The following is a 21,870-nucleotide window of genomic DNA, read 5'->3' as shown; positions in this document are numbered from 1 at the left end:
TTTAAAAAGTGGTTTTTTTATAACTGCTCAGCGCTTTAGTATTACTCAGGCACAAAACTTAATGCTTTATCCATTACCGACAAATCAGCCTGTTTACCGTGACCATTTTCTGAAAGGTGACGTCTAAATCCGCGCGCCCCTGGCTGCCCCTGAAAAATCCCCAGCATATGGCGTGCTATATGCCAAAAGTTAGCACCTAAACGCATTTCCTCTTCTATGTAATCATACATAGCGCGCACCACATCGTGACGAGTCTGAGTATTGGCCACCTCACCGTAAATCTTTTCATCCACCTCATTAAGTATAAATGGATTACTATATGCTTCGCGACCAATCATAACGCCGTCTATATGCGCTAAATGCGCTAGGCTTTCTTCAATTGTTTTAACGCCGCCATTAATGCTTAAATCGAGCTGTGGGTAGTCTTTTTTTAGTTGGTAAACGCGTGGGTAATCAAGAGGCGGTACTTCACGATTTTCTTTAGGGCTTAAACCATTTAACCACGCTTTACGGGCATGAATAATAAAGTCATCACAGCCAACTTTATGGCTGGCTTCAATTAATGCGCATAAAAACTCATACGAGTCTTGCTCATCAATACCGATGCGTGTTTTTACCGTAACAGGAATACTAACTTCGCTTTTCATTGCCGCAACACACTGTGCAACCAGCTCAGGCTCGGCCATTAGGCATGCACCAAAGCGCCCGTTTTGTACTCTATCTGAAGGGCAGCCTACATTTAAGTTAATCTCATCGTAGCCACGCTCACCCGCAAGCTTTGCACACTTTGCTAGCGCCTCGGGATCAGATCCCCCCAGCTGCAAAGCAACCGGACCCTCGTGCTGATTAAAGTGTAGGTAATCGCCGCGACCAAATAAAATCGCCCCCGTGGTGATCATCTCAGTGTATAAAACAGCCTGCTTACTCATCTTACGATGAAAAGTGCGACAATGACGATCAGTCCAATCAAGCATGGGTGCAACGGAAAATTTTCTATCTAACGCATTCGACTGCGGCGCAGGGTTTTTCATTAATTTACCTTATACATCAATAATTTATAACTTGATAACAGGTTGGTTATCTTTCATTATTCTTCACGTTATTTAGATATTTTAACAAGTTCGGTCTCCCTATGGTCTCCCAAGGAACCGAGTAAAGAATGAATTAAGGCACCTGCACAATGAATGTTTATTATATAAAAAACCAACCAATTGATCATGAACAATCGGCTTGTCAGGCAAAGATATTTTTATAGGTAGTATTATGTCCTCACATTACGTCGAAAAACGAAAGCGCGCCGATGGAACAACGAAGTACCGTTGCAAGGTTGTAGTAAAAGAAAAAGGCAAAGTTATACATCAGGAAAGTAAAACTTTTGATAAAAAAGCCAGTGCTGACACGTGGGGAAAACGTCGCTCTAATGAAATAGATTTAAATGGTCTTTCCAGACCCATAGAGTACATAAAAATTAACGACCTTATCGATCGTTATTTAACAGATCCTAAAATAGCTCCCAACGTAAAGCGGACTAAGGGGGCTTGCCTAACCATGCTTAAAAGTTATGGCATTGCTAAGCTATATGCTCACGATCTTAAATCATCAGATATTATTGAGCATTGTCATCAGCGAATAAGCTCTGGTGCTAAGCCTGCAACAGTTGCCCATGACTACTTTTATTTAAAGTCAGTCTTTAAAGCTGCAAAGCCTTTCTGGGGTATGGAAATCACTGAACAGCCTTATGTTGATGCGAAACCCATGTTAGAGCAGATGAACTTAATTGGAAAAAGCCAAAGAAGGACACGTCGTTTAAAAAAAGGCGAATATGAAGCACTTGAACAAGGCTTAAAGATCAGAGAAGAGCACCGCTCTGCACATATTCCTTTTGTTGATATATTTCAATTCAGTATTTTAACTTGCATGCGTTTAGGCGAAGTAACCAACCTCAAATGGGTCGATTTAGATAACGATACAAGGACTATTTTGTGTAGAGATAGAAAAGATCCTCGTAAAAAAGAAGGTAACCATATGCGAGTCCCTCTTTTAGGTGAAGCCTATAGCATAACAATTAGACAACCCAGAAAAGAAGAATTAATTTTCCCTTACAACCCTAAATCTATTGGTTCAGGCTTTCGCAGCGTTCGAAAGAAGCTAGGCATCAAAGAGCTAACTTATCATGATTTAAGGCGTGAGGGAGCAAGCCGTCTATTTGAGAGAGACTACCGCATCGAAGAGGTCGCTCAAGTGACAGGGCATAAAGACTTAAAAGTATTATGGAATGTCTACACAGCATTAAACCCTGAAAATTTACACAGAGACTTGTAGCATGTGCAACTTAATAAAATAATTTGAATTAGCCTGAATGTAATCTGTCAGTTTAGTTTGCTCGATGTGACTAGACCTGACAGGCTACCCTAAATCGGTTCTGTCCCATTCAGTGCTGGTGACAAGGAGGTATTCCTTCAGGCTTGGTTGTTCAAAATTTACACTCTATTAAAGCATTCACATCCAATCTTAGATCATGCATAGTAGAATGAAGAACCACCTACTCGGAGTAAGTGCATGTTTAAGAGTGTAAAGTCCATAAAAAACTTCGGTATCTTTAAGGATGCCAACACTAATGCTGGTCAACCTTTCTATCAATTTAACTTATTCTATGGCTTTAATTACTCTGGAAAGACCACGCTTTCACGTGTTTTCCGAGCAATGCAGCTAGGTGAAATACCAGAAGGCTTCTCTGGGGCATCTTTTGAAGTGGACTGTCACGAAGCTAGCTCTATCAAAAGTAACAACTTACAAAAAGTAGAAAACCTACGTGTTTTCAATTCAGATTACATCGTTAAAAACGTTAATTTTGATGAATCAAGCGTAAACCCAGTTTTGATCGTAGGTGAACGTAACATCGAACTAGAAACAGAACTTCAAGGATTGGAAGAGACTATTCCTGCAAAAGAAGTTAAGCGAGATCAAGACATAGGGTTCGCAGCAAGCAAAGAAAAAGAGAAAAACAATCGTTTAACTGAAGTAGGTCGAAACGTTGCGGTATTGAGTATTCTAGGTAGGTCTACATTCAACGCTTCAAGCGCTAGATCCATGCTTGCATCTGCTGAAGCTAGTCATGATCTAACACCAGAAAAAATGAGTGCTTACATTGATACAGCAAGAGCCAGTAATGTATCAAGCGTGCCTAAAGTTAAACTTAGCACCCCAGAAATGAAAGGTATTTTGGGTGATATTGAATCAATCATGGCTACTTCAGTAACACAGACAACTATTGCTGAGTTGGATTCAGATAGAAGCCTTAGAAGTTGGGTTGAAGAAGGGATAGAGCGTAACGCTGGACACACTACCTGCCAGTTCTGTCACAACACGATTAGTCAGGCAAGAATTGATGAGCTAAATGCTTATTTTTCGAAAGCGTACAAAGACCTTAGCCAAAGGATTGATGTTGCTATCGCTTCGGTTCAATCACAAGCATTCATATCAAGTATTCCAGATACCAGTCAACTTTACCCAGATCTACAGAAAGGTTTTGACGAATTAAGAAGCCAAATCCAGCCAATCGATGATTCTGTCGAAGAACTAAAAGCGTCACTGGTTAAGTTGCTGACTGACAAGAAAGAACACATGGCTGAGGTACTTCCATTCAATGCATCAGACTATCCTTTACCGCTAGTTACAGACTTGGTGGAGCAGTTCAACACACCAATAACAGCGCATAATAAGCGGGCTGCTAACCATTCCACAGAGCAGCGTCAGGCTATTGAAGCAATCAAACGCCACTATGTGTACCAAGAAACACAGAACTACGATCACCCGCAAGCGCAGCTTGATATACAAGCGTTTAAAGATGCTTCTGTCACCGCACAAACCGAGATCAACGCTAATCTGGCACGTATCGATGCGATAAAGGCTGAACTTAATAACACTAAACAGGGAGCGCATAGTCTAAACGACAACTTGCGACAGTACTTCGGTAAGACTGATATAGAGATTAAGCCTGTAGGTGGCACATATAAATTCATGCGCGAAGATCGAGAGGCAAAGCACTTATCTGATGGTGAACGTACTGCAATAGCATTTGCGTACTTCATTACACAATTAGAAGATGAATCCTTAAATGGCATCAAACCTATCGTGTATTTGGATGACCCGATCTGTAGCCTTGATTCAAACCACATTTATAACGTTCTTGGCATTATCAAAAGTAAGCTAGGTCATGAGCACGTAGAACAGCTTTTCATTTCTACGCATAACTTTGAGTTCTTCAACTTAGTAAAAACGTGGCTGTTCTATTTCAGTAGGACTAAGACGGGCACAGCAAAGCGAGCACAGTTCTTCTTAGTTAATCGTACAGGCGAACAATCTAAGATTGCTCCATTGCCTAAGCTGCTTAAAGACCACAGATCCGAGTATGCTTATTTGATCAGCAAGGTTAAAGAAGCTGTAGAACGACCAGAGAATTGTGATTCTATTGCAGTGCAGTCGTACGTGAGGAAGATACTGGAAGTGTACTTTTCGTTCCGTTTCAATCTGACTGAATTTCGGGGTAATGGCAAAGACCAGATAGCACCTAATCTACTGAAGGACATTGAAGGTGCGGAAGTTAAAGCAAATACGTTGTATGAGTACGTGAATGAAAAATGTCATGCTAAGTCAATGGAACTAGGCGTTCAGTTTCCCGAAGCTATGCAGCCGCAATTAACTAACGCATGGGAGATCATTACAAACGCCATAGAAGCAAATGACAAGCCACATTATGACGCATATTATGCCTAACTTTTGAATATCACGTTATTTGTATTCTTGTTAACAATGAGATAAACGAATATATCCTTCTCTAAACAAACGATTATCGCCTGATAAAGTCAAATGGAGGTGTGTGATATCCAGATATGATGGCAGTTGTTGCTCCCCCTTGACACTCAGTAGTCAGGTTAACTAGCTTCTGTCCATAGACGGGTTATAAGTATAACTCGCCTTTGCCCCAAAACGTGTTAAAGCAATTATTCTATAGGTCGGCTTTGAGCGATAACCGGACACTGAAAAAGTTAAATTTATTCCTGTGTTTTAAGTAGAAATCTAATTTTGTCCAATAACATTATTAAACGCCGTTTTGGGGCAAAATAACATGCTTAATTCCTAGCTGTTTTAATTACTTGTTTACAAAGGTAATTATTGGTGAAATTATCAGGGTATGTAATATACGCCGTTTCGGTGTGTTATAAACCACCAAAATGGTGTTCAATAAGCTGTTAGCTGTTTTGCTATGTTCTAGGCTTTTTTCAAATAAAAACATCGACTTTCTTTTTGTCGGTTAACAATAAAGCAGCCTTTTCTTGATATAAATCAAAAGTATCGTCTGATATAAATTTATCAAACGTATTAATTATTTCTTTCATGTAAGAGGCTCTTACTTGATAAGTCTGACGTTCAGGATATTCTTTAGCAAGTCCATCTAATTTCTCTGAACTATTAGAAAAATACTCCATAACATTAATTTTTTTATCAGGATCTACATCCCCTCCACCATAAGAAAGGATCCTAAGTTTAGACTCTAAACTATTCATATCTTCTCTTTTTTTGGATATTATGGGGTTTCCTGACTTACCTAATCTAACTGGTTCATCACTATCGTATTTTTGTGTGTATTCTCGTTCCATTTCATTCACATTTTTAACAATACTATGAAGTTCTTTTATACTCATATTAGAAAAGTTGAGCTCTTCTTTTTTAAATACTTTTTCATATGCACTTCCCTCAATTAATGATGAATCAAAAGCATTATTGTCTTTTTTTTCTTTAACTTTAGGATCAAGGTGAGTTGTGTTTATATTAATTTTTAAGCCACTTTCGCTTGTTTTAGTAGAAAAGCTTTTTATTTTTTCATCATCACTGTTTGTAAAAATAGATATTTTACTTTCAAATAGAGTAGGTAGTAGATTGGTGCTGATTTTCATAAAAATCCTTTTTCATATGTCGTTTTCTTTTATCGACATAATTTTATAAAACTTAAGCTTTTATTTTAGATTGTTTTCTATTAACGACTCATAGGGCTGAGTCGTTAATAGAAAGTTTAACTAGCCACCAGATCTTACTTCATAAGTAATTCCACCATAAGTAGATCCAGTTGTTGTTTTATTTTCAACTTCCCAATAATAAGTGCCTGCATTAAAGATAGAAGTGGAAACTGCTACGCTATATCCGCCAGCAACTCTATCTCCATTGCTATCAACCAAAGTCACTTTGAAATCATGTCCGTCATAGTTCTTAAAATTGCAAAACCGTATCTACGGCAATTACCACCATCATAAGTAAAGCTTGCAATAGTTCGAGTCTGCTCCAATTTAAGACTAGTGTATCTAGTGTAAATTGTAGGGCTACAACGTTCATATTCACTGGTTGTTTGCTCATTTTTAGCTGCTTCTTCAAAATCAAGAATAGAATTCAATGATGCAACTTGATCATGTTGCTCTTGTACTTGAATCGAAGATGACTCTGTAACCGAAGTATCAGCACTGATTGCATTGAAAGAAAAACTTGCAGCAGCAACAACAAACATTGTTGCAGGGAGTAAATGTGAATATTTCATAACTTAAAATCCTTTATTGAGTTAGTTTACAAAAAGCTATACTTTATGATAACTATATTTGACTATTATCAAAAGTACTCTCATAATGTTTTTATCAAAACATCTTAAAGTATACGATAAAAAAATGTCAAAAATTGGATACGCGAGAGTAAGCTCAACAGGTCAAAGTTTAGAAGTGCAACTTGATAAGTTAAATCAAGTTGGCTGCGATAAAATTTATCATGAAAAGCAAAGTGGTAAAACAGCGGCTCGACCAGAGTTTCAAAAGTGCATGAATTATCTTCGGGAAGGGGACACTTTTGTTATCACCAGATTAGACCGTCTTGCGCGTTCCGTTATTCACTTATCACAAGTTGCGGAGCGCTTTCAGGCAGAAAATATTGATCTAGTAGTAATTGACCAAGCAATTGATACATCTACTCCCACTGGAAGGTTAATGTTTAACATGTTAGCAGCCATTGCCGAATTTGAAACTGATTTACGCTCTGAGCGGCAACTAGAGGGTATTGCTAAAGCTAAAGAGCACGGCGTTAAATTTGGTCGACCAACAAAAAGAACCGATGAAATAGATTTAGAAATTTATAATAAAAGGAAAGAAGGTGTACCCATTGGTCAATTGGCAAAAGATTATGACTTGGGTTCGGCTACGATTTATAGAATATTGAATGATGTATTTGAAAAAGTATCAACTGAAGCAACAAAATTATCGCTAGGCTAGATCTCATTCATTCGAGATTTAAATGAATACTTAATTATCCCCTTATTTAATCGGCAATAGTTTGCCGTTATTAAACCATACTATTTCCCATTTGCCGCTTCTGTTGGCTAAAATCACTGACATTTCTACCTCGATGTGTACTTTCGTGCTTATACCACTTTCATTAATTAAGTGATCTATTTTAGGCGGAGGAAAATCATTAAACACAAGGCTTTTTTACATAACTAGCTGTTCTAATAATTAAATAAATAACGCAGTAGTTAGTGGTTTTAACCCATATAAATGATCACTTAGTTTGTGAGATTAGTATTAATACTTCTAAAAAACCTGTTGCAAATAACAGGTTTCGATTTGTTGGCCTGCTACTTGCTCTGATATAAGCATTGTCGTTGCAATATTTAATAAGGGAGCAAATATGCAAATTACTAATACACCGTATGTTAATCATGCTGAGTCAGCCCAACATAGCGCGTTAAGCACAAGAATAAATGATGGACAGGCTACTAACACAACCAAGAAAACCGAAACAGACACCGTTTCAATCAGCTCTGCCGGTCGCAATGCTGAAGCTAAATGGCAAGAAATTGCAAATAAATACGATATGACCAATATTTCTGGAAATGAAGTAATGGGAATGGCTAAAGAGCTTTATGACAATAAGTTAATTTCTAGCGGTCAAATGCTTGATATGTATACACCACCAAGTATTGATTTTAATTTAGATGAAAAAGTTAATTATGTAGCTCACGTGACTAAGGAATTGGAAAGCCTAAAATTACATAGTGACGGGTCAGCTCAAATGAGAAATGCAATTGAAGCTAAGTCTAGAGTGTTTGATATTGTAAAACTTATTGGTTAAATACCCATGTTCGTGTGTCATTGTGAACATGGGTTGTGCTCTAATTCTTGTGTGTTAATTATTGAACGAAAACAGAATCACTCCAAAAACCAAATGGTGATGCTATCGAATTTGCTGAAACATTAACAGTACCACTTATATTTGATGCGCCAAAAAAATCGAATTGATGGAGGAATCCAGTAACTGTTTGGCCTGCACTACAAGTACTTAGGTTTGCTCCACATCTAGGAGTGCTAGATGTGGCAGATACACTAGAACCTGCAAACGTTGCGTTGTTTGTATTACCGTAACCGAACTGAAATACATAAACTCTAACTTGGCCACCGCCATGATTTTGAGTGGTTGAGAACTGATTAGCTGATACAGGGTCTATATTAGGATAGGAAACCGATTGTACGGCTCCAATTTCGAAATAAGTAATTCCTTGTGCGGCAACTCTTGTACTGACACTTGTGGCTAGCGTTTGGTTAGCTAATGTCGACTCGAAGTCTATTTGATAGCCGTTTGGTGTGGTGAGTTTAATGATTGAAGGTTGCGTAAAGGCTTGCTCATGAATAACAAACGGGATCACCTGTTGCTTTTTAACCCTTACCGTTTCGTCAGAAAGGCGTTTACGCCAAACATAGAAAGTCGATGCGTTAATGTTGTTATCACGACAAAATTGAATGATGGCTAAACCACTCGATTTTTGCTGCTCAAAAATGCCTTGCCAGTGTTTTATTTTTTGCTGTTTATTCATAATTACCTCAGGTTAATATGCTGAGTAAATTATGCATAGGTGCCATTAACATTGGTATGTGGGGCTAATTACGCGCTTACATCAAAACGGATTATTCAAATACCAAAATACTTCGACTAATTCGCCATGGAATACTATGTCAGTCCAGATCAGTATTCTTTGATTTATTAATGATGTAGGCCAGACATTCTGGCCTTTTTATATTTCTAAATACGAATGTTAACACCAGTACTTTTGTCTTGCATGATAGACATAGCTGATTCTAACATCTTCAAAGTAGTCTCGTCATTGCGTGACAGTGCGCCTTGGATGCCATCACGCGTTTTTTGAATGAAGTTATATCGTGTTTCATCACTGTGTGCACCTGCCAGTTCGCCTCCATTTACGGGTATTTTCATAGTCATAGCCATGAAAGGCCTGCCGTCATCGAGAGACATTTCTCCATTGCGGATTTGAGTGTTGGCCCAGTCCCGCATTTCTTGCCGGGTCATACTAGTGAAATCCGCCTGTTTTGTGCTGCTGTCAGTCTTATCATTGTCTGTTTGTGCTGCTGTTAATGCAGCCGAAAATGACGTTGAGGCCTCTGTTGAAGGCTTGGTACGCTGGTTCCCATTAAAATAATGTACGTTTGCATCAACTCGCATAGGTTCTTTTCCTTAGTATGATCGTATGAGTGATATTAACTGCAAAACCTGCGCCATAATTATACACTTATAGTCTTTTGAAAACGCCTTTAAAAAGTTTATTTAAATTAAGTTGTTGAAGGTAATTCATCGTAAAGTGAAAAGCTTAATACAGAGGTGTTGGACGGCAAAGGCTTTCCGGTAACTGGAATATTTACTAATAGGCTTGGCTCATAGGCCTTAAATTATTCAGGATAAAGCCTAATAAAAGAAGGTTTTGAAATAAGCAATATTAAAGTGAAATATTGGGATCGAGATTGATACAAAGATGAGGGATATAGAAATCAATATCCATTTCAATTTTTTGATTTCTTTTAAGTGATTTGCATTTTTAAGCGATTCATTTAGCCGCTGAATATTTAGTTCAACTTCGTGTACAGTCTCCTGAGAGACGAGCGCTAAATCTTTAATACTATCAACAGAGCTTTTTAAGTTTTTCTCTGTTGCTAGTATATGAGTATCAACGCTCTTAATTTCCAGTGATTTCTTCACATATTCAGATAAAGAAATACCTTCCTTTTGCGCCTCACTACTTAAAGACTCTTTTAATTTATCGTCAATTCGGATGCTTAGAATAGCCATTCTAAAATACCTCTGATGTATACGGGTGTAAACAAAGCGTATACGCCTATTTTTAAAGGCGCAACAGGTTATTTTAGATGAAAACTGTGTATGACAAAATGAGATAATAGGCACGCTGTCGAATGTATACAAATGAATCGCCCCGAGTTCATCGGAGACCAGTTTGTTTAAGTCAGGCCACTTTACCTGACTCGTTTAAATTATCATAGTAGTCTGTTTCATATTGAGCTGGTGAAATATACCCAATTGAAGATAATAAGCGTTGATTATTAAACCAATTGACCCACTCTAACGTTGCGTATTCAACAGCATCAACATTCTTCCACGGGCCATTTCTGCGAATAATCTCTGTTTTAAATAATCCATTTATTGTTTCAGCCAATGCATTGTCATAAGAGTCACCCACACTGCCTACAGACGCTTGAATTCCAGCTTCAGCAAGTCGCTCAGTGTATCGTATAGACAAATATTGGCTGCCTCTGTCGCTGTGGTGAATTAACCCTTCGGGGTTGCCACGATGCCAAATAGCTTGCTCTAACGCATCAAGAATAAGCTCTGTGTGCATTGTCGTTGATACACGCCAACCTACAATGTATCGTGAAAAAACATCTATCACGAAAGCGACATAAACAAACCCACTCCATGTGGCAACATAGGTGATGTCAGCTACCCAAAGTTGATTTGGCTGCTCAGCAGTAAATTGACGATTAACTAAATCAAGTGGCTTATCTTGTTGCTCGTCAGGTATCGTTGTCTTATGTGCTTTACCCCGACGAACACCTTGAATTCCCATAACTCGCATCAATCGTTCGACTGTACAGCGGGCGACTTGATGGTCGTCAAGCTGTAGCTGCTTCCATATTTTTCTTGCACCATAAACTGACATATTATCCTCCCACACTTCGCGAATGAGTATTATCAGCTCAGCATCACGCTTTTTGCGGTTAGACAGTCGCTCAGGCTCTCTTTGTATCTGTTTATGAGAATAATACGTTGATGGTGCAATCGGCAATTCCTTGCAAATTGACTCGACACCGTAATGCTCTCTGCAAGCATCAATAAAATCCACTATTACTTCTGTTTGCGGTCGAGCTCCGCTTGGGCGAAAAAAGCGGCAGCTTGCCTCAGGATATCATTCGTTCGCTTGAGCTCTTTATTCTCGCGCTCTAAGACGGCAAGGCGTTCTTCAGTTGATTGCGTATTAGAAGAGGGTTTAGACGGTTGAGCTTGAGATTTCTTGACCCATGCTCTAAGTGTTTCTGGGGTACATCCCAGTTTATCTGAAATCGATACTAGCGCAGCCCAAAGAGAAGGGTATTCATGCTGTTGTGTGGTAACAAGCCTAATTGCACGTTCACGAAATTCTGATGTATAGCGATTTGATTTTTTCATAGTTCCAGTTTCTCAAGTTATTGAGTCTCTGGCAAACACGGGGCGATTCATTAAAAAAAGTGTCAAGCGACTCCAAAACTGAGCTTTTTCCTATCCCATTGTCACCGACCAATCCACAAAATTTATCTTCATCAGTAATAGGTATGTAATTAATCCCTTGATAAGTTTTGTAATATCTTAAAAATGCTCCAATTATCATTATTATCCTTGTCAATTTTTAGAGAGGCTGATTTTTAGTCCAATCCAGCATTTGAACCTAGAAGACTTATAACCATTTAATAGTTCGGTCATCGCGAACATTTCTGCCTATTTAACATTCATTTATCTGCTTCATATAGTTTTAACAAATAACCTAAGGCATTACTATCATTAAGTTTTTTAAATTTTTTAAATAAAGTTAAATGAAACAATATGTGCTAGTTGCTCGTTTGCTGAAATATATGTGCAAATAACACCGTTTGACCAATCAGTTAACAACTATATTTTAGCCAACCCCAACAACAGCTTCTCCCTCTTGATCGCAATTAGGAAAAGTGCCAATAACGAACAATGAATTTAAGAAAAATAGTTTAAAGATGAACTTTGATGCCAAGGTTTGGACTTGCCAGATTAAGTAAAGTCGAAGACTTATCTGGCAAGCCTTCATAAAACTACAAATGTCGTGATTAACTAGAGAGCCCTATTTAACGACATACTCAGCTCTCCTTCTTAGATACTCATTATGCAACGCAAGGCTAGATTCTTTGCAAATTTCAGCAACTTGATCTAACCATTGAAAGTATTCTGTTTGCCGTTTTAATGTCCAAGCTGATGGTATTGCAGAAGCATTAGAGCACAAGTCTGCTAACTTGATACGTTTTACGGAGGAATGCTTCTTTGGAAGCACTTTAAGCACCTTTTCTCTTCGCTCCTCTAATGATAGCGATTTATCGTCAGAAAGTGCCTCTACTAACTCCAGAACACGATTACCACAGGTTTTATAGAGCTCCTCTCTAGTTACATCAGTATCCTCTAAAATGTCATGGAGTATTGCAGCACTTAGCTCATCTGCATCATCAATTTCAGCGATATCAGTGAGTAAGGCAGTCACTTCTATCAAGTGATTAATGTAAGGTGATCCATCTGACTTTCGCTTTTGCTGCGCATGATTTTTTGAAGCCAGCTCTAGTGATTTAATTAAAAGCTTATGAGAGCTCATATTAGTACCTTTTTTAAAATTTAATTACACTGCTGCTGGGGATATAAAAGTAAGCCTCAAACTTGGAATGCAGTGATCCGCTTATAGCCATCTATATCAGAGATGCTTTATGTACTCATCATATTGACGCTGAAGTTCCAACCAAGTAGCAGTACCAACTTTAGTCGCTCTGCTTAGCTGCTCAGCAAACACTAGGTCAACGGTCAAATTAGCTTCCATAAATAGTTCTAATACCTCCACCTTAATATTTAATAGAGCAGCTAGCTCTTGCATGCTGTTGTAGGTAAAGTTACTAAGGCAACGTCGCTTAAAAAACATGGAAGGGTGCTCTCTAAAGCCTCCATCTTTTCGTTTTTTAAGCTTTAAGTCACTGATGGGAATCCTAGCCGATGTCTTGATAAAGCTAAGTTTACTTATGTCGTTCATAACACCTCCATGGGGGAGCTATCTTGATCCCACGGTAAATTGGAAAACCTATTTTTCTGCTCGATTGGGAACTCATTTATGCTCATATACACTCTAAACCTTCCTTTAGTGGTCGATGATGCGTAAATAACTTCCTGTACAAATAACCACTTAGATTCAGTATCAAAAGCTGTATTAGACCAATCTAAATGCACGTCGTATCGATTAGCGAGCCGATTCCATGCCTTTGTTTGAGAACGAGCTTTCATTAAACCAATCCATGCCTCTATACGCTCGCCATTAGCATGAGCCTCTTTTAATAGCTGAGACAATCGGCGTTTATTCCTACGGCATTGTTTTCGCATTGTATTTATATCCTCTCAGCAGGATAATTCAGTTCAGGAACGGTAAGAATTTGATAAAGGTGGTAGAGCTCATAAGGCTTTAACTCCGCACACCCCTCTTCTAAAAGTTTATAAATCCTATAACTGTGAGGTTCTAGCCCATTACTGAGGGTATCCATAGCATTGGACACGAGCTGGGGGTAGCACTGACTTCTAAGTTTATCTATAGCTTTTGATTGGTACTGCTGTGGGGAAGTGTTGTACAACGTTTTACTGGTCATGCCTGCTCCTAGAGGTGAAGCGGCACGAACTTAGACGCTCCACCCAATGTTAATTGAGTGTAATCTTTATCTAAGTATCGATTTCGAATTGTGAGATTTTAAAGTACTACAGTAAAAACGATGAGGCAAGACACACGAAAAAAACTAATGGAAAAAACTACAGGTCAGTTTTTATATTTCGGTCTCCCTATAGTCCCCCAAGAACAACTTAACCTATTGATTATTAATGACAACACATCCAATCAAGCATGGGTGCAACAGAAAAACGTCTGTTTAACGTTGGATTATCTAATGTGCGTTTTTGCAATGTAAAAGCCTCGGGGATTATAAGTAAATGCGCCCATAAAAAGGTGCTGTATTTTACACAAAAGCCTAATTAGCATCAATGTTAGCTGTATATTTGTAAACCAAAATAATGCGCGATACCGTTGAGTATATTTGTAACTGCCACAGAGCTTAAAATTAACCCCATGATTCTACTTATAATACTTGCGCCACTGTCGCCTATTAATTTATGCACATGATTTGCGAGTAACAACAGCACAAGCACAACAACTAATACAACCAACATCATCGACGATGTAGTAACTTGCTCAACCCACGTGTATTCTTCGTTACGGGTCATCAGTACTGCGCCAAGCATGGCGCCTGGGCTTGCTATAGAGGGAATGGCTAGCGGAAAAATAGCTGTTTCTGTGCTGTCGCGCACACTTTTAATCTCAGACTCGGGCTTACTTTCACCAAAAATCATTGAAAGCGCAAAAATAAGCAGGACTATGCCCCCCGCTATTTGAAACGCCGACAGCGGTATTTCAATTGCATTTAATAGCTGCTCACCGGCAATAACAAAAAAGAGTAAAACCACAGCGGATACACCCACGGCTTTAAAAACAACTTTTCGTTTAAACTTTTCATCTTCCCCACGTGTCACAGCAATAAATACAGGCACTGTACCTATAGGGTCTATCACCGCAAAAAAGAAAATAAATATAGCTACCAGTTCATGCATTAATGGGGTTCCTAGATAAAAAGTGTTTAATAAAAACGCTGCAAGTACAACACAGTATGTTAGTATATCACGGTAGCGTAAGGATAAGAGAATGATGAATATAGAATCACTCGTAAGTAAAGCAAAACAAGTTTGTGACAACCGTGGTGCGCGTTTTACGCCTATCCGCGAAAAAGTATTTCGCCTATTAGCTAGCGCCCAAGGCGGCGTTGGGGCGTACGATTTACTTGAGCAATTAAAAGTAACAGAAACAGGCGCAAAACCTGCAACAATTTACCGTGCGCTAGACTTTTTATCAGAGCTGGACTTTATTCACAAAATAGAAAGCACCAATGCATTTATGCTTTGCCATCACTTTGATCATATTCATCCTGTGCAGCTATTAATTTGTGACAGTTGTGGCTTTGTAAAAGAGCTGCACTCTACGGTTATTTCTCACGAGCTAAACAACTTAGCTGCAGAAAGCGGCTTTGTTGTATCAGGGCAAACTATTGAAGCACACGGTAAGTGTGAGTCTTGTAGAAGCTAAACCCAAAGTTTGTTTTAAAGCTATACTCATATTTAGATAGCCACTTTAGCACCAATTTTAAGAGTACCTAACATGAATGTTGAGTTCATTAATCCATTTTTATCTTCTTTGATCAATGTGTTATCTACAATGGCACAAACCGAGTTAAAACCAGGTAAGCCGCGTATTAAAACAGACGAAGTCGCCTGTGGCGATGTATCTGGTTTAATTGGCATGGTGGGCGCGCAAACTCGTGGCTCATTTTCAATTACCTTTGATGAAAACTTAGCTCTGACTATCATGGAACGCATGCTTGGTGAGCGCCCTGACAACATAGACGATGAAGTAACTGATATGGTTGGGGAAATTACTAATATGGTTACCGGTGGAGCTAAAAACTTACTCGGCGAAAAAGGCTATGACTTTGATATGGCTACGCCAATTGTAGTTGCAGGTAAAGGCCACACCATCACACATAAAAGTAAGGGCAAAAAAATAATCATGCCATTTAGCTGTGATGCAGGCGATGCAAATATAGAAGTTAGCTTTGATAAGTTATGAGCTGGCAACAAACTCAAATAACCTTAAAACCGCGTGCTCGAGGATTTCATTTAATTGATGATGAAATACTCGCGCAGCTGAGCGAGCTGGCCAATTATAAAGTTGGCCTATTACATTTGTTTATTCAGCACACATCGGCAAGTTTAACCATAAACGAAAACGCCGATCCAACAGTGCGCATGGATATGGAAAGCCACTTTAACCATTTTGTTCCCGAGCGCCAACCTTACTATCGTCACGATTACGAAGGTGATGATGTACACTATAGTTAATTAACTTTAGCGAATATTAGAAGTTCAAAAAATGGACAATCTTTAGCCTTGTACTAGACTGACTAGATTAACAATCCACTTTAAGGCCGCTAATGTCCGCAGTCTCAAAAGTAGTGTTACGTGCATTGACGCTCTATACACCCAAGATAAAAAGCAACCTTGCTTTTGATAATTCCTCCTTCACAGTTGAAAAAGCTGAAGCAGATAACTTCCCTATTGCTAGCTACTCCCACTTTCCTGTAATTATTACAGAGTCCGGAATTCCTTGGCCTCCAGCAAATCTTTATCTACTTAGTAAACTAGAGCATATCAATACCCCCAGCCCAAAAACCTTAGAGTCAATCGCAAACGATCTAGTAACGTTTAAACGATTTCTTGATACTGAAGAAATTAGTCATGACTTTTTCCCCAAGCGAAGAATAAACAGACCCACTTACAGATTTAGAGCCTATTTGGTTGAAGAAATCAGAAATAAGAAGATAGCTACCAGTACAGCCAAACGAAAAATGAGTAGCATTATCGGCTTTTATCGTTGGCTACTAAAGCAACCAACATTTCAACCTGAATATCCTCCTTGGAACGAGTCGGAAAGGTTTATTACTTTCCATGACAACTTTGGCTTCACTCAATCTAAATCAGTAAAAAAAACAGATCTATCGCTTAGAGTGCAGGAGCAATATGCAACTGATGGCATTAATGACGGCGGAAAACTAAAACCTCTAACAAAACCGGAACAACGAAGTCTAGCCATTGCTCTAAACGCGTGTGGAAATATTGAAATGACTCTCATCTTTCTAATTGCCCTGACTTCTGGGGCTAGAGTGCAGAGCGTATGTACTATAAGGCGCGGAGACTTAAGTTTATCGAATACATATATGGGCCTCTGTATAGTACATGCGGGAAACTCCACATTAGTCGAAACTAAGTTTAACAAACGTATGACTATCTTTATCCCTCTATGGGTGATGGAAAAGCTGATTACTTATGCGCAATCTCCAAGGGCTATCAATCGCAAAGCTAATTCTCCGCACTATAAAGATGATGAACAATCCCAATATTTGTTTTTAACCAAAAGTGGAAAACCCTATTACATCTCTGAGAAGGACCCTCAAATAGCGTCATATAGATCCCCTCCACGGGGGGACGCTATCAGACAATTCATCAAAACGACTTTATCTACAGAACTTCAAAAGATAGGACATGATTTTAAATTTAGATTTCATGATCTAAGAGCTACATTTGGACTTAACTTGATAGAACAATTTACTGATAACTTGGAGCAAGGTGACATTTCTCGATTTGACTTACTAATGCTAGTTCGAGAGCGAATGGGTCACCAAAAGCTTGAAACAACCGAGGGCTACCTTAATTACCGCGTCAAAAATAAGAACCTAACCCAGGCGCAAAACAACTATGAAAACTTCCTAAGGGAACTAGCCGACAATGCCTAATGGTTTTAATAACCGAAAATTAACGGTAATAGACATCAAAGATCTGATCCAAGGGGCACTTTCGGACACTGTAAATATTTTTGATTACTCAACACTAGCTATTAAATTTGAAAGTCGAGCCAATCCTTTAGACATTGGAGCTTGGTGTTATCAAAATCGACTAAGAGCAAATCGTAGCCAAAGACTAGTTCGCCTTGACAGTATTCTGGACCATAGAAAGGTAAGAATAGAGAACTTGCTTGATAAGATAATCCTTGAACTGACTTCAGGGAAAAAAGAGTCCTCCTTAATTCAAGAGTTGAAAAATTTCGGGCGTTTTATTGATTGGTGTGACAGCTCTGGACACAGCCATTTTTTTAGTAACGAAAAAAAAGCAAATACAACTGTAATTGCTTTTATTGAGTATCAAAAAGGACTTCTCAGGGTACATTCCAGAAGCATCTTGACCGCTGTTACTGCTCAAAATAATGCAATTAAATGGCTTGCATCCAGCCTAGGCGTAGATCAATCAATGCTTATTGAAGGCCTTGTTTTACTTAAAAAGAACATGAGTTCAGTCAACTCAACAGTCTCGCCACTTAATAAAGACGTGATGCATCAGCTCAAGTGCTATGAGCAAATTTTGAATCAAATATCTGACATTTTAATTAATCAAAAGCCACTGCCTTACTTATTGGAACTTACAAACCAATCAATTTGGCTTATGCCACAGAAAAAAGTTTTCGCAACTGAAGCAATGCTAAAATCAAGGCAAAATTGGCCAAATAAATATTATGCATACGACTATCTCAATGGACGCATTTCACAACCCGAAGAAATTGAGCACTTTTACGATGGAACCTTCAAAAAGTATGCTGCGCAAACCGCCGTCAAAAGTGCAATAACTCTAAAGAATCAAGTAAATACAACACCACGACATTACATTCGTATTTTTTTATTTAACTACGCTCAAGCAGCTTTTTACAATTTATTTCTCGCAAATACTGGGATGAACTCAAAACAAGCTTTCGAAATGACCTGGTCCGAAGAGTTCATTACAAAAAATACATGCCAAGGCTTTAAGACCATAAAACAACGTGCTAAAGGCAAAACCCAAAACTTCGAAATAACCAGCACATTTCTTCCGACTTTCAAGCTTTTCTTGAAGCTACGAAGCTTTATTCTTGATGGAAACGATTACCCCAAACTATTTGTGTGTCATTTCAATGGAAAAGTTACCATGAAAGGAATGAATCGAGACTACCTAACTAATCTAACAAGAAAGCAGCTAGCTCATTTGATCGGATGTAAGCCAATTTCTCCAAGAGCATGGAGAGCATACAAAGGTGTCAAAGCATTAGAACAAACTCGAGGGGACATCAAAACAACATCCGATCTACTCCAGAATACACCTACAACTCTGATAAAAAGCTATGGAAATGTTTCAATTGGGATCGCCACAAAAGAATTTCAAAAATTCTATAAAAGACTAGTCAATCGTGCAGAGATTATGACCACACCAACACCATCAGGGAATTGCACTGATTTACACAACCCAGAAACTAGTCACTCTTCAATTAAGCCGGACTGTAAATCTTTCGAGCTCTGCTTATTCTGCGAGCATTATGCTTACCACGCCGATAGAGAAGATATTCATAAATTATTGAGTATGAAGTACGTAATCCTTGAGACAAAAAAATTAGCTAGCTCTAAAGAGCATTTTGACAAACTGTTTTCAGAGGTCCTTTTTAGGATTGATGAACTAGTCAATGAAGCCATAAGTAAGCAGTTAATAAGTAATGATGACTTAGGTGGAATAAAAAACATGATTAGCAGCGAAGAGCTCTCTCCTTACTGGCAGCAAAAACTAGATCTTCTCTCATTAATTGGAGCAATTTAATGCCATCTTACCAATCCAGTATTTACGAAATAGGCGGTGAACCTGACAACTACAACCCTATGGTAAAAAGCATATATAAATACCCTAGACCAACAAATGAGTTTGTAATTAGTCGTGAGGAGGGCGGGAAGGTTCTATCAAAATATATGGATGATTGCTGGGACTTATCACCATATAAATTAACTCTCCTTGGAAACAATAGAATCCATTTTAAATCATGGAGCACTAAAGATAATGATACATATGGAAAAAACGTAGAATGTTACAAATGGTTGATATTTATAATCATCTATCTAGCGCCAAATCAGGGAAGCAATAGTATAAAATCTGTGGGCACAGTCATTTCTTACTCCGTATTAATTAGGACGATACTGAAAACTATTGAGCATAAGGAATACTCACTCTTTGATTTCATTCAAAGCGAAAGCCTTATAAAAAATGAACTATCCTCCTTTCCAGCGAAAGCTCTAAGAATTCTTCCTTGCTTATTAAGTTGCTTGATTGCTTTAGGGGAGAAACGAACTGGACTTAAACCTATAAATAAAGAGTTTGTACTTTTTCTTGCGCACCATACTCCAGGGAACCATGATGAAATAGTTCAGACAGCAGTTATTCCCTCAAGGCTATATTCTAGAGTTATCACGGTATTAAATAATAAACTTGAACTTATACTAGATCATAAAGATAACCTGCTTAACTTTATTGATACTGTCCAACGCGATCGCCTGCTGGGGAGATCAGAAACAACTCAGTATGAATACTTTGAGGCAAATAATTGCGGGAAACCTAGAAATTACCGTCCGACTTTTAATAAAGCAATTCGCGAATTCCAATTAGCTGCACTCTTTCATCATTTCAATGTAAAATCTATGACACAGCTCGGCAGCTTCATTAAATTAATTCAAAATATTGTTAGAATTCAAATTCATATATTTTCAGGAATGAGAAGGAGCGAGGTCATATCTTTGAAATATGACTGTCTAAAAGAGGATGTATATGATGGTAAGAAATTTTATTTTCTTGAAGGAGTAACCACAAAGCTATCAAGGTCCGCTAAAAAATCTAGGTGGATTATTGCACCAGAAGCAATCGATGGAATAAACATTTGTAAGCAGATCACATCTTCAGTTGCTGCGGCCTGCAATTTAAGTAATCCGAATTCACTCTACCTATTCACAAACGTCAAGCATATTGGTCGTACTTTCTATTCTATCGATACTGATTCTGTCAGCTCATTTCAATCAAGCCAGGAACTTGCGAAGCTATTAAAGCTTTTTGAGGGAAGTTTAGTGATTTGCGAAGAGGACTTGGCCGAGCTGAGTATGTTATGCCCAACCAGAAACTGGTCCATAGAAGAGAAATACAAATTAGGAAAAACTTGGCCTTTGGCTACACACCAATTCAGGCGTAGCTTGGCTTTTTACATAGCCCAATCTGGATTAGTCTCTCTACCCTCGTTAAAACACCAGCTAAAACACTTAACTAACCAGATGACGCTGTTTTATGCAAAAGGCTCCGGTGCACAACTGAGTTTCTTTATGCAAGACAACAAGGAGCATTTCATAGCAGAAATCAACAGTGTAAAACCCGTTGCGGATGCATTATTTTTTATAAAGGACATATTAGGTTCTACAGAGAGATTAGAGGGAACATCAGGGAGATATATTGAAAAGTACTATAAGGGAGAAAATATAATCCCCCCTCATATTATTAAACGTGAAGAAATAATAAAAAGATTTAAAGAGGGAATAATAGCTTACACCCCTACCCCTCTAGGAGCATGCCTTTCAACAACTCAATGTAACAAAAGAGCTTTGCGAGCAGTTTCTGCATGTATAGATTGTGATAAAGCGGTTATTAAGCCTAGTAAGCTTGAAAATACAATAATCCACTTTGAGTCTTTTGTTAAAACCCTTCAACCATCTTCAATTGAATACAAGTTTGAGCATGAACAGTTACTCGATCTTAAAAGAATGCAAAACTATATTAGGAGAAGACAATGAGCACTATTCTGGACTATTTCGAGGCACTAGAACGTTTAAAATCTGGCTCTCCTATAAATGTTCCAAAAGGCACAAAAATTACCAATGATTCAGTAGCACTCGAAGCAGGGCGAAAAAAAGGGAGCATTAAGAGATCTAGGCCCATCTTTAAAGCCCTGATTTCCGAAATTGATCGAGCGAAAGAATCAAAGCCTTCAGCAATTCTCGAACTTGAAACAAAACTATCAAAAGAAAAACAAAAAGTGCTCGAATACCGAGAGAAATATGAAGCTGTTCTTGCTGAAAACATTATGCTTTTGAATGCCTTACATAAATAGGCTTTAACTTGCTCTGTTAGATTCTAATAATAGAACTCGATCAAATCTGACTGTCACATATGTGCCCAGACTGTGTGAAA

Annotated in this window: 24 protein-coding genes, 1 pseudogene and 1 other annotated feature; of the genes and pseudogenes, 12 read left to right on the top strand and 13 right to left on the bottom strand. The window is 38.3% G+C overall.

What is annotated here, in order from left to right; all coding sequences use genetic code 11:
- Positions 1 to 41: 41 nt before the first annotated feature.
- On the bottom strand, positions 42 to 1,031 hold the full coding sequence (gene dusA / locus CWB60_RS00120; protein ID WP_138577952.1) for a tRNA dihydrouridine(20/20a) synthase DusA: 990 nt from the start codon (positions 1,029 to 1,031) through the stop codon (positions 42 to 44).
- Positions 1,032 to 1,263: 232 nt separating this feature from the next.
- Between dusA and CWB60_RS00115 the strand changes: the two genes are divergently transcribed.
- Positions 1,264 to 2,322, top strand: a complete 1,059-nt coding sequence (locus CWB60_RS00115) for a site-specific integrase (protein ID WP_138577950.1) — start codon at positions 1,264 to 1,266, stop codon at positions 2,320 to 2,322.
- A 237-nt stretch (positions 2,323 to 2,559) separates the two neighbouring features.
- Positions 2,560 to 4,776, top strand: coding sequence for an AAA family ATPase (locus tag CWB60_RS00110; RefSeq protein ID WP_138577948.1), 2,217 nt, complete (start codon positions 2,560 to 2,562; stop codon positions 4,774 to 4,776).
- A gap of 506 nt (positions 4,777 to 5,282) precedes the next feature.
- Here the strand turns inward: CWB60_RS00110 and CWB60_RS00105 are convergent.
- From CWB60_RS00105 to CWB60_RS00100, 3 genes are all read right to left on the bottom strand, one after another.
- Complete coding sequence (locus tag CWB60_RS00105) at positions 5,283 to 5,957, bottom strand: hypothetical protein (protein WP_013463096.1); 675 nt, start codon at positions 5,955 to 5,957, stop codon at positions 5,283 to 5,285.
- Positions 5,958 to 6,077: 120 nt separating this feature from the next.
- Entirely contained in the window at positions 6,078 to 6,242 is a 165-nt protein-coding gene (locus tag CWB60_RS20705) for a hypothetical protein (protein WP_157743020.1), read from the bottom strand.
- Positions 6,239 to 6,589: a hypothetical protein gene (locus CWB60_RS00100; protein WP_138577947.1), complete on the bottom strand. Its 351-nt coding sequence runs from the start codon at positions 6,587 to 6,589 to the stop codon at positions 6,239 to 6,241. The genes CWB60_RS20705 and CWB60_RS00100 overlap by 4 nt, the downstream gene beginning before the upstream one ends.
- Positions 6,590 to 6,674: 85 nt before the next feature.
- On the opposite strand from CWB60_RS00100, the gene CWB60_RS00095 reads away from it, so the two are divergent.
- Both CWB60_RS00095 and CWB60_RS00090 read left to right on the top strand, forming a co-directional pair.
- Complete coding sequence (locus CWB60_RS00095) at positions 6,675 to 7,307, top strand: recombinase family protein (protein WP_263972598.1); 633 nt, start codon at positions 6,675 to 6,677, stop codon at positions 7,305 to 7,307.
- 415 nt (positions 7,308 to 7,722) lie between these two features.
- Entirely contained in the window at positions 7,723 to 8,166 is a 444-nt protein-coding gene (locus CWB60_RS00090; RefSeq protein WP_024604508.1) for a hypothetical protein, read from the top strand.
- Between the two features lie 58 nt (positions 8,167 to 8,224).
- Here the strand turns inward: CWB60_RS00090 and tnpA are convergent, their stop codons facing one another.
- A complete protein-coding gene (tnpA, locus tag CWB60_RS20845; RefSeq protein WP_249318288.1) occupies positions 8,225 to 8,905 on the bottom strand; it encodes an IS66 family insertion sequence element accessory protein TnpA in 681 nt (226 codons plus the stop codon).
- Positions 8,906 to 8,963: 58 nt separating this feature from the next.
- Here tnpA and CWB60_RS21150 point away from each other — a divergent pair, with 58 nt between their 5' ends.
- The gene (locus tag CWB60_RS21150) at positions 8,964 to 9,068 is read left to right on the top strand and encodes a DUF4879 domain-containing protein (RefSeq protein WP_502704735.1); all 105 of its coding nucleotides are present in this window, start codon (positions 8,964 to 8,966) and stop codon (positions 9,066 to 9,068) included.
- 43 nt (positions 9,069 to 9,111) lie between these two features.
- On the opposite strand, the gene CWB60_RS00075 is transcribed toward CWB60_RS21150, so the two are convergent.
- The 8 genes from CWB60_RS00075 to CWB60_RS00040 form a co-directional block, all read right to left on the bottom strand.
- On the bottom strand, positions 9,112 to 9,549 hold the full coding sequence (locus tag CWB60_RS00075) for a hypothetical protein (RefSeq protein WP_013463093.1): 438 nt from the start codon (positions 9,547 to 9,549) through the stop codon (positions 9,112 to 9,114).
- A 240-nt stretch (positions 9,550 to 9,789) separates the two neighbouring features.
- The gene (locus tag CWB60_RS00070; RefSeq protein WP_024606317.1) at positions 9,790 to 10,170 is read right to left on the bottom strand and encodes a YlcI/YnfO family protein; all 381 of its coding nucleotides are present in this window, start codon (positions 10,168 to 10,170) and stop codon (positions 9,790 to 9,792) included.
- A gap of 172 nt (positions 10,171 to 10,342) precedes the next feature.
- Positions 10,343 to 11,562 (bottom strand): IS3 family transposase gene (locus CWB60_RS00065; RefSeq protein WP_223230517.1). Its coding sequence is split into 2 segments (ribosomal slippage): positions 10,343 to 11,274 and positions 11,274 to 11,562, totalling 1,221 coding nucleotides; the frame shifts between segments, so codons are not numbered across the junction.
- Positions 11,168 to 11,284, bottom strand: a sequence feature (AL1L pseudoknot). (Overlaps the previous gene by 117 nt.)
- Positions 11,525 to 11,761 carry an AAA family ATPase gene (locus CWB60_RS21145; protein ID WP_171036106.1) on the bottom strand — a complete coding sequence of 79 codons (237 nt, stop codon included), beginning with the start codon at positions 11,759 to 11,761 and terminating at the stop codon, positions 11,525 to 11,527. Before CWB60_RS21145 ends, CWB60_RS00065 begins: the two co-directional genes overlap by 38 nt.
- A 480-nt stretch (positions 11,762 to 12,241) precedes the next feature.
- A complete protein-coding gene (locus CWB60_RS00055) occupies positions 12,242 to 12,760 on the bottom strand; it encodes an HD domain-containing protein (RefSeq protein ID WP_138577945.1) in 519 nt (172 codons plus the stop codon).
- A gap of 96 nt (positions 12,761 to 12,856) precedes the next feature.
- Entirely contained in the window at positions 12,857 to 13,186 is a 330-nt protein-coding gene (locus CWB60_RS00050; RefSeq protein WP_138577943.1) for a hypothetical protein, read from the bottom strand.
- Complete coding sequence (locus CWB60_RS00045) at positions 13,183 to 13,530, bottom strand: hypothetical protein (protein WP_138577941.1); 348 nt, start codon at positions 13,528 to 13,530, stop codon at positions 13,183 to 13,185. Before CWB60_RS00045 ends, CWB60_RS00050 begins: the two co-directional genes overlap by 4 nt.
- Positions 13,531 to 14,178: 648 nt before the next feature.
- Positions 14,179 to 14,799 (bottom strand): MarC family protein, encoded by a 621-nt coding sequence (locus CWB60_RS00040; protein WP_004589061.1) that lies wholly within the window; start codon positions 14,797 to 14,799, stop codon positions 14,179 to 14,181.
- A gap of 94 nt (positions 14,800 to 14,893) precedes the next feature.
- Here CWB60_RS00040 and CWB60_RS00035 point away from each other — a divergent pair, with 94 nt between their 5' ends.
- The 7 genes and pseudogenes from CWB60_RS00035 (at position 14,894) to CWB60_RS00005 (ending at position 21,790) form a co-directional block, all read left to right on the top strand.
- On the top strand, positions 14,894 to 15,328 hold the full coding sequence (locus CWB60_RS00035; protein WP_138578014.1) for a transcriptional repressor: 435 nt from the start codon (positions 14,894 to 14,896) through the stop codon (positions 15,326 to 15,328).
- Between the two features lie 72 nt (positions 15,329 to 15,400).
- Complete coding sequence (locus CWB60_RS00030) at positions 15,401 to 15,868, top strand: chemotaxis protein CheX (protein WP_029773279.1); 468 nt, start codon at positions 15,401 to 15,403, stop codon at positions 15,866 to 15,868.
- A pseudogene (locus tag CWB60_RS00025) lies at positions 15,865 to 16,125 on the top strand (secondary thiamine-phosphate synthase enzyme YjbQ); the annotation flags it as partial. The gene CWB60_RS00030 and the pseudogene CWB60_RS00025, both read left to right, overlap by 4 nt.
- A 107-nt stretch (positions 16,126 to 16,232) precedes the next feature.
- A complete protein-coding gene (locus CWB60_RS00020) occupies positions 16,233 to 17,591 on the top strand; it encodes a tyrosine-type recombinase/integrase (RefSeq protein ID WP_138577939.1) in 1,359 nt (452 codons plus the stop codon).
- The gene (locus tag CWB60_RS00015; protein WP_138577937.1) at positions 17,584 to 19,470 is read left to right on the top strand and encodes a hypothetical protein; all 1,887 of its coding nucleotides are present in this window, start codon (positions 17,584 to 17,586) and stop codon (positions 19,468 to 19,470) included. Before CWB60_RS00020 ends, CWB60_RS00015 begins: the two co-directional genes overlap by 8 nt.
- The gene (locus CWB60_RS00010; protein WP_138577935.1) at positions 19,470 to 21,473 is read left to right on the top strand and encodes a site-specific integrase; all 2,004 of its coding nucleotides are present in this window, start codon (positions 19,470 to 19,472) and stop codon (positions 21,471 to 21,473) included. The genes CWB60_RS00015 and CWB60_RS00010 overlap by 1 nt, the downstream gene beginning before the upstream one ends.
- Positions 21,470 to 21,790 (top strand): hypothetical protein, encoded by a 321-nt coding sequence (locus CWB60_RS00005; RefSeq protein ID WP_138577933.1) that lies wholly within the window; start codon positions 21,470 to 21,472, stop codon positions 21,788 to 21,790. Before CWB60_RS00010 ends, CWB60_RS00005 begins: the two co-directional genes overlap by 4 nt.
- Positions 21,791 to 21,870 lie beyond the last annotated feature (80 nt).

It is taken from the genome of Pseudoalteromonas sp. S327, assembly GCF_005886415.1.
Taxonomy (GTDB): Bacteria; Pseudomonadota; Gammaproteobacteria; order Enterobacterales; family Alteromonadaceae; genus Pseudoalteromonas; species Pseudoalteromonas atlantica.
Note: the sequence above shows the minus strand (reverse complement) of the source record. Positions and strands in the feature narration are given on the sequence as shown.